Raw genomic sequence first — 13,814 nt, forward strand, 5'->3', positions numbered from 1 at the left:
TCCGTGTGCCGATAGTGGGTGTGCCGCGGCCGGTGGGCGAAAACCTCGCCCACCGGCCGCCGGATCAGATCAGTACCGCTGGATGGCCGGCGGCGTCGCGGGCGCGCCGGACTTGCCGAGGGTGGCGTCGTAGATCTTCTTCCACGTGCCGTTGTCGATCGCGGCCTGCAGCAGGTCGTCGATCTTGTCGCGCAGCACCTTGTCGTCCTTGTTAAGGCCGATGCCGTAGGGCTCCTTCGAGAACGGCTTGCCGACGACCTTGAAGGTGTCCTTGTCCTGCGCGGCGTAGCCCTTGAGGATCGCGTCGTCGGTGGTGACCGCGTCGACCTCCTTGGTGTTCAGCTTGTCCACGCACTGCGAGTACTTCTGGAACTCGACGATCTGGTCGGTCAGCTTCTGCTCGCGCACGCGCTGGATCGGGGTCGACCCGGTCACCGAGCAGACCTTCTTGCCCTTCAGCGTCTCCGGGCCGGTGATCGAGTTGTCGTCGGCGCGCACCAGCAGGTCCTGCCCGGCCTGGAAGTACGGGCCGGCGAACGACACGAGCTTCTTGCGCTTGTCGCTGATGGTGTAGGTGCCGACGTAGAGGTCGACCTGGCCGTTGGAGATGGCCTGCTCGCGGGCGGCCGAGTCGACCGTCGTGTACTTGATCTTGTCCTCGCTGAAGCCGAGGCCCGCCGCGACCATCCGGGCGATCTCGATGTCGAAGCCCTTGAACTTGCCGGTCTTCGGGTCCTTCTGGCCCAGCTCGGGCTGGTCGTCCTTGACGCCGATGGTGATCGTGCCCGCGGACTTGATCTTCGTGAACACCGCCGAGCCGTCGAGCTTGACGTCCTTGGCGACCTCGTACGTCGGCAGCGGCGCGGCGCTGGCGTTGTCCCCGCCGGAACCGGCCGGGGAGCCTTCCTTGCCGCAGGCCGTGAGCAGCAGCCCGCCGGCGAGCAGAGCGGCCGCGAGGGTGCGGATCCTCATGTCTGTCTCTCCAATATCTGTCCGGGAACGTCGGTACCGGTCCGGGTACGGCCGATTACAGCCACCTCGGACGCGGGGCGCCGGGGGATTCCCCCGAACGGGTCAGTGGGTCAGGATCTTGCCGAGGAAGTCCTTCGCGCGGTCGGACTTCGGCTTGGTGAAGAACTCCTCCGGCGTCGTGTCCTCGACGATCTCGCCGTCGGCCATGAAGAGGACGCGGTCCGCGGCGCGGCGGGCGAAGCCCATCTCGTGGGTGACCACGAGCATGGTCATGCCGTCCTTCGCCAGCCCGGTCATCACGTCCAGCACCTCCTGGACCATTTCCGGGTCCAGCGCCGAGGTCGGCTCGTCGAACAGCATCACCTTGGGCTTCATCGCGAGCGCGCGGGCGATCGCGACGCGCTGCTGCTGGCCGCCGGACAGCTGGGCCGGGTACTTGTCGGCCTGGTTCGCGATGCCGACGCGCTCGAGCAGCTGCATCGCGGTCTTGCGCGCCTCGGCCTGCGCCGTCTTGCGCACCTTGACCGGCGCGAGCATGACGTTCTCGAGGATCGTCTTGTGCGCGAACAGGTTGAACTGCTGGAAGACCATGCCGACGTCGGCGCGCAGCGCGGCGAGCGCCTTGCCCTCGGCGGGCAGCGGCACGCCGTCCACGGCGATCTCGCCGGAGTTGATCGGCTCGAGCCGGTTGATCGCGCGGCACAGCGTCGACTTGCCCGACCCGGACGGCCCGAGCACGACGACGACCTGGCCGCGCGGCACCTCGAGCGTGATCTCGCGCAGCACGTGCAGATCGCCGAAGTACTTGTTCACGGCGGCCGCCTTGATCATCGGCGTCGCCACCTCGGTGGTCATCGTGGCCTCCAGAGCTCCGTTGGTCAGCGGCGTCCGCGGAACCGGGGTTCCGCAACGCTTGCGGAAACCTACTACCGGGACATCTCTTGTAAAGACGGCTTGAGCAATACTTAGGGTTTCAACTACGTATCGGATCCGGCCGTCGTGGCGGCTTTCAGCCTAGTCGGCACTGTGGCCGCCGCCACGCACCGTGTCCGCGGGGCGCGGCGCCCTAGAGTCCGGCTACCGTGGCCTGGATCACCGGGGAGGAGCAAGCGTGCGCGTGCTGCTGGTGGAAGACGACGACCGGGTCGCGGGCGCGCTCGTTCCCGCGCTGGTCCGCCGGGGCCTCACCATGCAGCGGCTGCCGTCCGGGGCCGGGGTGCTCGACCGCGTCCACGACGTCGACGTGATCCTGCTGGACCTCGGCCTTCCCGACGTCGACGGCGTGGTGCTCTGCCGGCAGATCCGGGCGGTCAGCGACGTCGCGGTGATCGTCGTGTCCGCGCGCGGCGAGGTGAACGACCGGGTGCACGGCCTGCGCGCCGGAGCCGACGACTACCTGGTCAAGCCGTACGACGTGGAGGAACTGCTCGCCCGCGTCGAAGCGGTGCGCCGCCGGCGTGTCGACCGGGCCGCGCAGACGGTGCCGGTGGTGGAGGTCGGCGACGTCCGGATCGACCTCGCCCGGTACGAGGTGCTCGTCGCCGGCGAGCCGATCGCGTTGTCCCGCAAGGAGTTCCAGGTGCTTGCCCTGGTCGCCGCGGCGGGCGGCGCGGTGCGCTCGCGCGAGCAGGTGCTGAACGAGGTGTGGGGGCACCGCGGCGCGGCGGAGAGCCGTTCGCTCGACGTGCACGTCGCCACCCTGCGCACCAAGCTCGGCCGCCCGGCGCTGATCGAGACCGTCCGCGGCGTCGGCTACCGGCTGGGCAGCGGACGGGACTGACCGGTGCGCGTCCGGCTGCAGGGCATCGTCGTCACGCTCGTCGCGCTGCTCGTGTTCGGCCTCGGCATCCCGCTCGCGCTGAGCACCGCGGGCAGCCTCCAGCAGAAGCTGTTCCTCGACCGGCTCACCGACACGTCGCGGTTCGCCTCGCTCGCCCAGCGCCCGCTGCTCGACAACCAGCTCGGCAGGCTGGAGCCGGAGCTGCGCCGGTATACCGAGGTCTACGGCGTGAAAGTGGTCGTGGTGAACCAGGACGGCGAGCCGGTGCTGAGTTCGCTCGGCGCCGGCCGCGTCGACCGGTCCGCGATCGAGGTGCCGGTGAACGAGGCGCTCGCCGCCCGTCCGCCGGCGGCCGGGCCGCTGCTGATGCCGTGGGCGACGAAACCGCTGGTGCTGGCCGAGCCGATCCTCATCGACGGCGAGGTGCGCGGCGCGGTGGTGACGGAATCCGCGACCGACCACGTGCGCACCCAGCTGATGTGGCAGTGGCTGCTGCTGGCCGCGGGCGCGCTGGTCGCGTTCGGGCTCGCGCTGCTCGTCGCGCTGCCGGTGGTGCGCTGGACGCTGCGCCCGGTCCGGCGGCTGGACGAGGCGACCGGCGCGCTGGTCGCGTCCGTGGTCAGCGGGCGGGAGGCGGAGCCGGTGGGGGAGAGCGGCGGGCCGCCGGAGCTGCGGCAGCTGGGCCGGTCGTTCGACCGGATGGCGGCGAGCGTGTCGGAAGCGCTGGCCGCGCAGCGCGCGTTCGTCGCCGACGCCTCGCATCAGCTGCGCAATCCGCTGACCGCGCTGAAGATCCGGCTGGGCAATCTCGACGGCCAGGTGACCGACGAGACCGCGGCCGCCGACCTCGAAGCGGCGCAGGTGGACGCCAAGCGGCTGAACCAGATCCTCGACGAGCTGCTGTCGATGGCCCGCGCCGAATCCGCGGGCGGCGAGCTGGTGTCCGAGGACCTCGCCGAGGTGATCGCGGACCGGGTCGCGGACTGGTCGGTGGTCGGGGCGGCCCGCGAGGTCGCGCTGGAGAGCGCGGTGGACGTCGGCGGGGCGCGGGTGCTCGTGCCGCCGCGCGGGCTGGAGGTCGTGCTCGACGCGCTGCTGGACAACGCGCTCAAGTTCAGCCCTTCCGGGACGTCGGTCGAGGTCGCCGCGGAAGTCGCGGACGGCCGGGCGACGGTGTCGGTCCGCGACCACGGGCCCGGCCTGCGCGAGGAGGAACTGGAGCGGGCGGCCGACCGGTTCTGGCGGAGCACCGCGCACCAGAACGTGCCCGGGTCGGGGCTGGGGCTGGCGATCGTGACGGAGATCGTCCGGCATTCCGGCGGCGAGCTGCGGCTGTCCCTTCCCGAGGGAGGCGGGCTGCGGGTCGCGATGGACTTCCCGGTCGCGAGCTAGATCTTTTCCGCGCGGTAGTACGCCAGCGCCCCGGGATGCAACGGCAGCGGCCCGGTCTCGATCCCCGGATGCACGTCGATCGACAGCGCCGCCCGGTTGACCGCCGCGAGCGACGGGCGGGCGTCGTACAGGCCCTTGGTGAGCGCCTCGGCGACGTCGGCGGACATCGAGGTGGGCACGACCAGGAAGTTCGGCACCACGAGCGTGATGACCGGGCCGTGCTGGTTGTAGGTGCTGCCCGGGATGGTCGCGGTGCCGTACACCGGGCTGAACCGCTGCATGCCCGGCATCAGCGCGGACATGTCGAGCAGCCGCAGGCCGACCTTGCGGTGGTACTCGGTGATGAGCGGCGTCGGCAGCCCGCCGGACCAGAACATCGCGTCGATCTTGCGGTCGGCCAGCGCGGTGAGCGACTCCTCGAGGCTCAGCTGCTGGACCGTCACCGCGCTTTTCAGCCCCGCGACCTGCAGCACCCGGTCGGCGATGTACTCGACGCCCGACTCCGGCGAGCCGACCGCGATGTGGCGTCCGCGCAGCATCGGCACCGAGGTGTAGGGCGAGTCCGCACGAACGACGATGTGCAGGTAGTCGTCGTGGATGCGGGCGAGCGCGGCGAGCTTGCCGGGGTGCGCGGCCGCCGCGTCCGCGGCCAGGTCCGCGGCGACGAATGCGACGTCCGCGCCCCCGGAGAGCACTCGGTTGAGGTTGTCGCGCGACCCCTGGGTGGAGAGCACCTCGGGAGTCTCGATGCCGAGCCCGCCCGCCCACGCGGACGCCAGCGGCCCGGCGAGGTCGTGGTAGACGCCGCCCACCGACCCGGCCGCGACGCGCAGGTGCAGGTTCGCGAAGCTCGGCCCGCACCCGCTCAGCAGCACCACGAGCACTGCCAGCGCCGCGGTCAGCCTCCATCGCATGGGGCGATGGTGCCAGAGGTCAGCCGGTGACGTCGGTCAGGCTGTCGCCCATCCGGATCTTGCTGAGCCACTGCGTCGCCGTCTCGCCTGCCTCGTGGTACACGCCCCACTTCAGGTAGTTGCGCGTGCCGTCGATCGTGGTGCCGGTGTAGGTGGTCGATCCGTCGGAGAACGTCTGGCGCTTGCCGTCGAACCAGAACTGGATCGTGCCCTTGGTGCGGTCGGTGGAGATCCGGAACGCGATGTCGTGCCATTGGTCGTTCGAGACCGGCGCGTTCCACAGCTTGACGCTCGTGTGGTCGGTGGTCCACTCCTCCAGTTGGAGTTTGCCGCCGGAGATCTTGAGGACGACCGGATGGTTCGCGGTGCCGTCGCTCGGGCTGCATTTCAGCTGGAACACGTAGCGGCTGGTGGAGTCGGTGATGCGGTACTTCGACGACCAGCCGAGGTAGAAGGTCTTGCCCGCGGCGAGGTCCGGGCCGACCGCCTCGCAGCGCTCCTCGTTGGCGAGCTGCTCGGCGACCCACACCTTGCCCTTGGCGGCGTCGTTCGCGGTCTTGAAGTGGCCGTCGGCGCACTGGATCGAGTTGAACGCCCCGACGCCGTCGGCGGGGTCGGCCTGCCAGGTGACCGACAAGGGAGCCGCGGCCACGGGCGCGACCAGAGCGAGGGTGCTCGCGACAACTGCCGCTGAGCAGGCGAAAATCTTGCGCACTTTTCCTCCTGGGCGGCGGCGGTCCGATTCGGAACAATGGCGGCGATCATATCTTCGGGGGCGTGCGGAAAACAATAGCGGGAATTGTTTCCGGGCGGCCGGTCCAGTGCATTTCCGTTCCCGGTCAACGGCACATTTCCCGATTATCGGAATTCCGGGCGGACCCCGTCGCATAACGCCCCGGCGGGCGGGTGCCCGGTCCGGCGGCGGAGCCGGGGTTTAGGCTGGACGGCGATGAACGCGAAAACGTACCAGATCCGCACGTTCGGCTGCCAGATGAACGTGCACGACTCCGAACGGCTCGCCGGGCAGCTCGAGGAAGCCGGCTACGTCCCCGCTCCCGGGCAGGCGAAGCCGGATCTGGTCGTGTTCAACACCTGCGCCGTGCGGGAGAACGCGGACAACAAGCTCTACGGCACCCTCGGCCACCTCCGCCCGGACAAGATCGCCAATCCGGACATGCAGATCGCCGTCGGCGGATGCCTCGCGCAGAAGGACCGCGGCGACATCGTCAAGCGCGCGCCGTGGGTCGACGTCGTCTTCGGGACGCACAACATCGGCTCGCTGCCGACGCTGCTGGAGCGCGCGCGGCACAACGCCGAGGCCGAGGTCGAGATCCTCGAATCGCTCGAGACCTTCCCGTCCACGCTGCCCGCGCGCCGCGAATCGTCCTACGCGAGCTGGGTGTCGGTTTCGGTCGGCTGCAACAACACCTGCACGTTCTGCATCGTGCCGTCGCTGCGCGGCAAGGAGCGCGACCGCCGTCCCGGGGAGATCCTCGCCGAGGTCGAAGCGCTGGTCGCCGAGGGCGTGCTCGAGGTGACCCTGCTGGGCCAGAACGTGAACTCCTACGGCGTCGAGTTCGGCGACCGGCTCGCGTTCGGCAAGCTGCTGCGCGCGACCGGCGGCATCGAGGGGCTGGAGCGCGTGCGGTTCACCTCGCCGCATCCGGCCGCGTTCACCTCGGACGTCATCGACGCGATGGCCGAGACGCCGAACGTCTGCCACCAGCTGCACATGCCGCTGCAGTCCGGTTCGGACCGGGTGCTGCGCGAGATGCGCCGGTCGTACCGGTCGACGCGGTTCCTGAACATCCTCGACGAGGTGCGCGCCAAGATGCCGGACGCCGCCATCACCACCGACATCATCGTCGGCTTCCCCGGCGAGACCGAGGAAGACTTCCAGGCGACGCTCGACGTCGTCCGCGCCGCGCGGTTCTCCAGCGCGTTCACCTTCCAGTACTCGAAGCGTCCTGGCACGCCCGCCGCAGAGATGGACGGGCAACTGCCGAAGGAGGTCGTGCAGGAGCGCTACGACCGGCTGGTCGAGCTGCAGAACGAGATCTCCTGGGAAGAGAACCGCAAGCTGGTCGGCCGCCGGGTCGAGCTGCTGGTCGCCGCTGGCGAGGGCCGCAAGGACGCCGAGACGCACCGGATGAGCGGCCGCGCCCGCGACGGACGGCTGGTGCACTTCACGCCGTCCGGTTCGGCCGTCGACCGCTCGGTCCGGCCGGGCGACGTCGTGGAGACCGTGATCAGCTACGGCGCGCCGCACCACCTGGTCGCCGACGGCGATCTCCTGACGCATCGCCGCACGCGAGCGGGCGACAACGCCGAAGCCGGTCTTCGGCCCAAGACGAGCGGGGTCACCCTGGGACTGCCGGGCTTCGGCGCCCGGCGGCGCAGCCGGCCCCGGTGAGTGGGTGTGCAGGATGAGCGAGGGAACTCCGGCCGAGGTCGACCAGCGGCTGAGCGACGAGATCGACGACGCGGGCCGCCGGGCCGCGCGGACGGTCGAGCTGGGCAGGCGCGGGTTCACCATCTCGGTGCTGATGTTCGTGCTGCTCGTGGCCCAGATCCTGCCGTGGGCGCAGGGCCGCGCGGGCTGGGAGACGCTGGCCGGCGAGGCGGGCGGGGTCCCGCAGCTGTTCGCCGTGACTTCGACCGGGATCGGCGTGTTCGTCGGCGCGGTCGCGCTGGTGTCGCGCCGCTGGTGGGTCGCGTGGTGCAGCGCCGCGGGCGGCTGGTTCGCCTCGGTCGACGGCCTGCTGGCGATCTGGTCGCAGCAGTCCGCGCACGCCAGCGGAGCGGTGGGCGACGGCCCGGGCATCGGGATGATCGTGGCGTGGATCGCGACGATCATCCTGGCGACGCTGTGGATGCGGACCGCTTTCTCGCGGAACTGAACCGAACGACGCGAAAAGGGCCGGTACCCGCGGGTACCGGCCCTTTCGTGAATCAGCGATCCGCGACCGCGGCTTCCGCGGCCTCCATCCATTCCCGCCACTGGGCGGCCTGCTCGTCGGCCTTCTTCGCCCGCCGCTCGTCGCCGGCGGCGCGGGCCTTCGCGGCCTGCGATTCGAACTGCTCGACCCGCTCCCGGAACTGCGCGGCGCGCGCCTGCGCCTCCGGGTCGGTGCGGCGCCAGCGGCTGTCCTCGGCGGACTTCACCGCGTCCTGCACGGCCTTGAGCCGTCCGTCCAGCTCGCGGATGCGTTCGCGCGGGACCTTGCCGATCTCGTCCCACTGCTCCTGGATCCGGCGCAGCGCCGACTTGGCCGCGTCGAGGTTGGCCGCCACGTCGATCTTCTCGGCCTCGACCAGCAGTTCTTCCTTGCGCTGCGCGTTGCCGGCGAACTCCGCGTCGCGCTCGGAGAACACCGCCGAGCGGCGGGCGAAGAACGCGTCCTGCGCCGCGCGGAACCGCTGCCACAGCGCCTCGTCGCTGTCCTTCGGGGCGCGGCCGGCGGCCTTCCACTCGGCCATCAGCTCCTTGTACCGGCCCGCGGTGGCTCCCCAGTCGTCCGAGTCGGACAGCGCCTCGGCCTCGGCGATCAGTTCTTCCTTGCGCTGCTTCGCGCTCGCCCGCTGCTTGTCCAGCTCCGCGAAGTGCGAGCCGCGGCGGCGGTTGAACGCCTCGCGGGCCTTCGAGAACCGCTTCCACAGCTCGTCGTCGGTTTTGCGGTCGACGCCCTTGACCGTCTTCCACTCGTCGAGGATCGCGCGCAGCCGGTCGCCCGCGGCCTTCCACTGGGTGGAGTCGGCGGCGATCTTCTCCGCCTCGTCGGCCAGCGCCTGCTTGCGCGCGACCGCCGCGGCCCTGGCTTCCTCGCGTTCGTGCTTGACGTTGACCAGCGCCTTCTCCGCCAGCCCGATCACGTACTCGAGCCGCGCGGCCAGCGCCTTGAGGTCGCCGACCACGGCCGCCTCGCCGAGCCCGTCGCGGATCTGGGTGGCGCTCGAGAGCGCGTGCTTCGGGTCGCCCGCCCCGGAGTTCAGGCGCGTTTCGAGCAGTTCGACCTCGGTGCGCACGTCGTCGAAGCGGCGTGCGTAGTGCAGCAGGCCTTCCTCGGGCGTGCCGGCCTGCCAGACCCCGACCTCGCGTTCGCCGTCGGCGGTGAAGACGTAAACGGTGCCTTCCCCGTCGACCCGGCCCCAGGTGGCGGGGGCGGACTCGGCGGGCGGCACCGGAGGCGCGGCATGGCCGGCGCCAGTGCGCGTGCGGCACCGGGTGCGGTGCCGGGGTGCCGGGGGACGTGTTCTCCTGGGCCATCGCAGGCTCCTTATCGCCTGTACGCCCGCTGCCGCGGGCGCCCCGCCGCGTGAGCGGGGCCGGGTTACGCTGTTGTCGTGCTCTGCCGGGGGCATGGGGCCCCAGCGGCATTCAAGCAGCTCAGCGCGCGCCGTGGTACTGGATGAGCCGCCTGAAAGCGTTGATCCTACTTCTCCTTGACGCTCCGTGCCCGCGTCCATCCCCGGCCGGGTACCGTTCTGCGGCGTGATCAGCCCTGCTCAACGGCCCCGCCCGGTGGCCGTCGTCGGCCCTACCGCCACCGGGAAAACGGCGCTGGCCGTCGAGCTGGCCCTGGCGCTGGACGGCGAGGTGGTGAACGCCGACGCGCTCCAGCTCTACCGGGGCATGGACATCGGCACCGCCAAGGCCACCCCGGAGGAACGGCGAGGGGTCCCGCACCACCTGCTGGACGTACTCGAAGTGACCGAGACCGCGTCGGTCGCCGCCTATCAGCGTGACGCCCGGAGCACGATCGAGCGGATTCTCGCCGCCGGCCGGGTTCCGGTGCTGACCGGCGGCTCGGGGCTGTACGTCCAAGCGGTCCTGGACGACCTCCGCTTCCCCGGCACCGACCCCGCGGTGCGCGCCCGGCTCGACGAGGAGGCGACGGAACTCGGCACGGCCGCGCTCTACACCCGGCTGGGGGAGCGCGATCCGGTCGCCGCGGCGGCGATCCTGCCCACGAACACCCGCCGCATCGTGCGGGCGCTGGAGGTCATCGAGATCACCGGCGAGCCGTTCTCCGCGAACCTGCCGAAACCGGGTCCGGCGCGCTGGGACACCGTGCTGATCGGGATCGACCGCGAGGTCGCCGAGCTGGACGAGCGCGTCGACCTGCGGGTGGAGCGGATGTTCGAGGCCGGGCTCGTGGACGAGGTGCGCGCGCTGCTCGGCCGCGGTTTGCGGGAGGGCAAGACCGCTTCGCGGGCGCTCGGCTACCAGCAGGTGCTGGCCGAACTGGACGGCGAAGGCGACTTCGCGGCGGCTGCGGCGGCGACCGCGCAGGCCACCCGCCGGTTCGTGCGGCGGCAGCGTTCGTGGTTCCGGCGGGACAAGCGGATCCAGTGGTTCGACGGCGGATCGGCGGACCTGGCCGCGCGGGTACTCGCCGCGCTCGACCAGTAGCCTGGACGCATGGGCGGCATCGAATTCCTGAAGGGCCACGGCACGCAGAACGACTTCGTGCTGCTGCCGGACGAGGCTGGCCGTCTCGACCTCACGCCCTCGCGGGTCGCCGCGCTGTGCGACCGGCAGCGGGGCATCGGCGCGGACGGCGTGCTGCGCGTCGTGCGGGCGAAGGCGATCGGCGAAGAGTCGGCCGGCGAGTGGTTCATGGACTACCGCAACGCCGACGGTTCGATCGCCGAGATGTGCGGCAACGGCACCCGCGTTTTCGCGCGCTACCTGGTCGAAGCCGGGCTGGCCGACGGCGGCGAGTTCGTCATCGGCACCCGCGCGGGCGACCGGCCGGTCGTCGTGCACCCGGACCGCTCGGTCACCGTCCAGATGGGCCCGGCGGCGATCACCGGCACGTCGGTCACCGTGGTGGCCGGGCAGCCGTTCTCCGGGGTCGCGGTGAACGTCGGCAACCCGCACCTGGTGTCGGTCACCGACACCGACATCGCCGGCCTCGACCTGCGCGACCAGCCCGATTTCGACCACGACGTCTTCCCGGCCGGGGTCAACCTCGAGTTCGTCAACCTGCTCGGCGAGGGCGCGCTGCGGATGCGCGTCCACGAGCGCGGCGTGGGGGAGACGCGCGCCTGCGGCACCGGCACGGTCGCTGCGGTGGCCGCCGCGCTGCACCTCGCCGGCAAGGACACCGGCGAGTCCACTGTGGACATCCCGGGTGGCCGGGTGTCGGTCACGATCGGGCGCGGCGAGTCCACGCTGACCGGGCCGGCCGAGATCGTGGCCCGCGGCGAGCTGGACGAGGCCTGGTGGCTCGCCGCGGGCGCTTGATCAGCTGATCGTCACCGCCACCGAAAGTTCGCCCTCCTGGGTGGCCACGGTGTTCACCACCCCGGCGATCCGCACGTCCTCGGCGATTCCAGCGAAGCCTTCGAGCACGTCCGCCGGAGCGGTGACCGACAGCGTTTCGACGGCGGTCCGCATCGACACCTTCGCGTCGGTCTTGGCCCGGCGCACGGCGGCGATCACCGAACCGGCCAGCGGCAGCAACGCGGCGTCCCCGTCGACGTCCGGCGCGGCCGGCCAGGACGCCTGGTGCACGGAACCTTCCTGCCACCACGACCAGATCTCTTCGGCGGCGAACGGCAGCACCGGCGCGAACATCCGCACCAGCGCCGAAAGCACCGTCCGCAGCGCCACTTGGGCCGATTCCGCCGCCTCCGCGCCGAGATCGCCGTACGCGCGGCCCTTCACCAGCTCCACGTAGTCGTCGCAGAACGTCCAGAAGAACGTCTCCGTCACCTGCAGCGCACGCGCCTGGTCGAGCGCCTCGAACGCGGCCGTGGCTTCCTCGATCACCTTTGCCAGCGCGGCGAGCACGGACCGGTCCAGCGGCTCCGTGGCGACCGATTCCGCTGGCGGGGTACCGAGGCCGAGCACGAACTTGCTCACGTTCAACAGCTTCGTCGCCAGCCGCCGCCCGACCTTCATCTGGCCTTCGTCGACCGCCGTGTCCACGCCCGGCCGGGCGCTCGCCGCCCAGTAGCGGACCGCGTCGGAACCGTGCCGGTCCAGCAGGTCCGCCGGGGTGACGACGTTGCCGACCGACTTCGACATCTTCTTGCGGTCCGGGTCGAGCACCCAGCCGGAGATCACCGCGTCCCGCCACGGCAGCACGCCTTCCTCCAACTCGGCGCGGACAGTGGTGGAGAACAGCCAGGTGCGGATGATCTCGTGCGCCTGCGGCCGCAGCGAGAACGGGAACACGCGGCGGAACAGGTCGTCGTCGAGGCTCCAGCGACCGGCGATCTGCGGCGTCAGCGACGACGTCGCCCAGGTGTCCATCACGTCCGCCTCCGCGACGAAACCGCCTGGCACGCCGCGCTGCTCCTCGGCGTAGCCCGGTGGCACGTCGGTGCTCGGGTCCACCGGCAGGCTCGCGTCGTCGGGCACCAGCACCGCGTCGTGGTCCGGCTCGCCGTCGGCGTCCAGCGGGTACCAGACCGGGATCGGCACGCCGAAGAACCGCTGCCTGCTGATCAGCCAGTCGCTGGTCAGGCCCTCGACCCAGCTGCGGTAGCGGACCTCCATGTGCGGCGGGACCCAGTTCAGCTCGGCGCCGCGGTCCAGCAGTTTCGCGCGCAGGGCGTCGTCGCGGCCGCCGTTGCGCAGGTACCACTGGCGGCTGGTGACGATTTCCAGTGGCTTGTCGCCCTTTTCGTAGAACTTCACCGGATGCGTGATCGGCCTCGGCTCGCCGCGCAGCGCGCCCGCGTCCCGCAGGAGGTCCACCAGGATCTGGCGTCCAGTGTGGACAGTCTTGCCCGCCAGCGGCTCGTATTTGTCCGCCGGGACGCCGTGCGGCGGTTCGGCGCGGAACCGGCCGTCGTGGCCCAGCACCGGACGCGTTTCCAGCTGCAGCGCCCGCCACCAGGTGACGTCGGTGGTGTCGCCGAAGGTGCACACCATCGCGATGCCGGTGCCCTTTTCCGGATCCGCGAGGTGGTGCGCGTGCACCGGCACTTCGACGCCGAACACCGGCGTGCGCACGGTTTTCCCGAAGAGCCCTTGGTAGCGCTCGTCGTCCGGATGCGCGACGAGCGCGACGCACGCGGGCAGCAATTCGGGCCGGGTAGTGGAGATCAGCACCTCAGCGCCGTCGTCGGCGGTGAACACGAGATCGTGATACGCGCCCGGGCGTTCGCGATCTTCCAGTTCCGCCTGGGCGACAGCGGTGCGGAACGTGACGTCCCACAGCGTCGGGGCTTCGGATTGGTACGCCTCGCCGCGCGCGAGGTTGCGCAGGAACGCGCGCTGCGAGATCTCCGTGGTCGCCGGGTCGATCGTCTGGTACGCCAGCGTCCAGTCCACCGAAAGCCCGATGCTCCGCCAGACCTCCTCGAAGACCTTCTCGTCGGTTTCGGTCAGCTGGCGGCACAGCTCCACGAAATTGCGCCGCGACACCGGAATCGCGTTCTTGCCGGGCTTCTCCGGCGGGACGAAGGACGGGTCGTAGGGCAGCGACGGCTCGCAGCGCACGCCGAAATGGTTCTGCACCCGGCGTTCGGTGGGCAGGCCGTTGTCGTCCCAGCCGACCGGATAGAACACCGAACGCCCGCGCATCCGTTGGTAGCGCGCGAGAACGTCGGTGTGCGTGTAGGAGAAGACGTGCCCGATGTGCAGCGAGCCGCTCGCGGTCAGCGGCGGCGTGTCGATCGAGTAGACGTCCGGGCGCGCGCGGTCGAACCGGTATACGCCTTCGCGTTCCCACACCGGTACCCATTTGGCGGCAAGGCCGTCGACGCCGACTTTGTGCGGGATCTTCTCGTTCATGCCC

Annotated in this window: 11 protein-coding genes and 1 pseudogene; 6 read left to right on the top strand and 6 right to left on the bottom strand. The window is 70.9% G+C overall.

All coding sequences use genetic code 11. From position 1 onward, the window contains the following. Positions 1–69 precede the first annotated feature (69 nt). Together RPX00_RS25315 and RPX00_RS25320 are read right to left on the bottom strand one after the other, a co-directional pair. The gene (locus tag RPX00_RS25315; RefSeq protein ID WP_406629073.1) at positions 70–972 is read right to left on the bottom strand and encodes a glutamate ABC transporter substrate-binding protein; all 903 of its coding nucleotides are present in this window, start codon (positions 970–972) and stop codon (positions 70–72) included. 102 nt (positions 973–1,074) lie between these two features. Beyond that, positions 1,075–1,803 (bottom strand): amino acid ABC transporter ATP-binding protein, encoded by a 729-nt coding sequence (locus RPX00_RS25320; RefSeq protein WP_378313200.1) that lies wholly within the window; start codon positions 1,801–1,803, stop codon positions 1,075–1,077. Between the two features lie 280 nt (positions 1,804–2,083). On the opposite strand from RPX00_RS25320, the gene RPX00_RS25325 reads away from it, so the two are divergent. Together RPX00_RS25325 and RPX00_RS25330 are read left to right on the top strand one after the other, a co-directional pair. Continuing rightward, the gene (locus RPX00_RS25325; RefSeq protein ID WP_406629075.1) at positions 2,084–2,752 is read left to right on the top strand and encodes a response regulator transcription factor; all 669 of its coding nucleotides are present in this window, start codon (positions 2,084–2,086) and stop codon (positions 2,750–2,752) included. A 3-nt stretch (positions 2,753–2,755) separates the two neighbouring features. Then, complete coding sequence (locus RPX00_RS25330) at positions 2,756–4,144, top strand: ATP-binding protein (protein ID WP_406629077.1); 1,389 nt, start codon at positions 2,756–2,758, stop codon at positions 4,142–4,144. On the opposite strand, the gene RPX00_RS25335 is transcribed toward RPX00_RS25330, so the two are convergent. After that, complete coding sequence (locus RPX00_RS25335; protein ID WP_406629079.1) at positions 4,141–5,058, bottom strand: TAXI family TRAP transporter solute-binding subunit; 918 nt, start codon at positions 5,056–5,058, stop codon at positions 4,141–4,143. The genes RPX00_RS25330 and RPX00_RS25335 overlap by 4 nt on opposite strands. 19 nt (positions 5,059–5,077) lie before the next feature. Then, a complete protein-coding gene (locus RPX00_RS25340) occupies positions 5,078–5,773 on the bottom strand; it encodes a heparin lyase I family protein (protein ID WP_406629081.1) in 696 nt (231 codons plus the stop codon). A 234-nt stretch (positions 5,774–6,007) separates the two neighbouring features. Here RPX00_RS25340 and miaB point away from each other — a divergent pair, with 234 nt between their 5' ends. Together miaB and RPX00_RS25350 are read left to right on the top strand one after the other, a co-directional pair. Beyond that, the gene (gene miaB / locus RPX00_RS25345; protein WP_406629083.1) at positions 6,008–7,471 is read left to right on the top strand and encodes a tRNA (N6-isopentenyl adenosine(37)-C2)-methylthiotransferase MiaB; all 1,464 of its coding nucleotides are present in this window, start codon (positions 6,008–6,010) and stop codon (positions 7,469–7,471) included. A gap of 13 nt (positions 7,472–7,484) precedes the next feature. Continuing rightward, the gene (locus RPX00_RS25350; protein ID WP_406629085.1) at positions 7,485–7,958 is read left to right on the top strand and encodes a hypothetical protein; all 474 of its coding nucleotides are present in this window, start codon (positions 7,485–7,487) and stop codon (positions 7,956–7,958) included. A gap of 52 nt (positions 7,959–8,010) precedes the next feature. Here RPX00_RS25350 and RPX00_RS25355 read toward each other — a convergent pair. Further along, positions 8,011–9,325: pseudogene (locus RPX00_RS25355) on the bottom strand (DUF349 domain-containing protein). Between the two features lie 225 nt (positions 9,326–9,550). On the opposite strand from RPX00_RS25355, the gene miaA reads away from it, so the two are divergent. Both miaA and dapF read left to right on the top strand, forming a co-directional pair. Next, a complete protein-coding gene (gene miaA / locus RPX00_RS25360) occupies positions 9,551–10,471 on the top strand; it encodes a tRNA (adenosine(37)-N6)-dimethylallyltransferase MiaA (protein ID WP_406629087.1) in 921 nt (306 codons plus the stop codon). A 9-nt stretch (positions 10,472–10,480) separates the two neighbouring features. Then, positions 10,481–11,308: a diaminopimelate epimerase gene (dapF, locus tag RPX00_RS25365; RefSeq protein WP_406629089.1), complete on the top strand. Its 828-nt coding sequence runs from the start codon at positions 10,481–10,483 to the stop codon at positions 11,306–11,308. Here the strand turns inward: dapF and valS are convergent, their stop codons facing one another. After that, positions 11,309–13,810: a valine--tRNA ligase gene (gene valS, locus RPX00_RS25370; RefSeq protein ID WP_406629091.1), complete on the bottom strand. Its 2,502-nt coding sequence runs from the start codon at positions 13,808–13,810 to the stop codon at positions 11,309–11,311. Between the last annotated feature and the right edge of the window lie 4 nt (positions 13,811–13,814).

Origin of the sequence: Amycolatopsis sp. WGS_07 (assembly GCF_045278895.1) — a bacterium.
Taxonomy (GTDB): Bacteria; Actinomycetota; Actinomycetes; order Mycobacteriales; family Pseudonocardiaceae; genus Amycolatopsis.

Coding starts and splice junctions, on each gene's coding strand:
- valS (WP_406629091.1), bottom strand. CDS start 13,810: ATGAACGAGAAGATCCCGCACAAAGTCGGCGTCGACGGCCTTGCCGCC.
- RPX00_RS25335 (WP_406629079.1), bottom strand. CDS start 5,058: ATGCGATGGAGGCTGACCGCGGCGCTGGCAGTGCTCGTGGTGCTGCTG.
- RPX00_RS25320 (WP_378313200.1), bottom strand. CDS start 1,803: ATGATCAAGGCGGCCGCCGTGAACAAGTACTTCGGCGATCTGCACGTG.
- RPX00_RS25350 (WP_406629085.1), top strand. CDS start 7,485: ATGAGCGAGGGAACTCCGGCCGAGGTCGACCAGCGGCTGAGCGACGAG.
- dapF (WP_406629089.1), top strand. CDS start 10,481: ATGGGCGGCATCGAATTCCTGAAGGGCCACGGCACGCAGAACGACTTC.
- RPX00_RS25315 (WP_406629073.1), bottom strand. CDS start 972: ATGAGGATCCGCACCCTCGCGGCCGCTCTGCTCGCCGGCGGGCTGCTG.
- miaB (WP_406629083.1), top strand. CDS start 6,008: ATGAACGCGAAAACGTACCAGATCCGCACGTTCGGCTGCCAGATGAAC.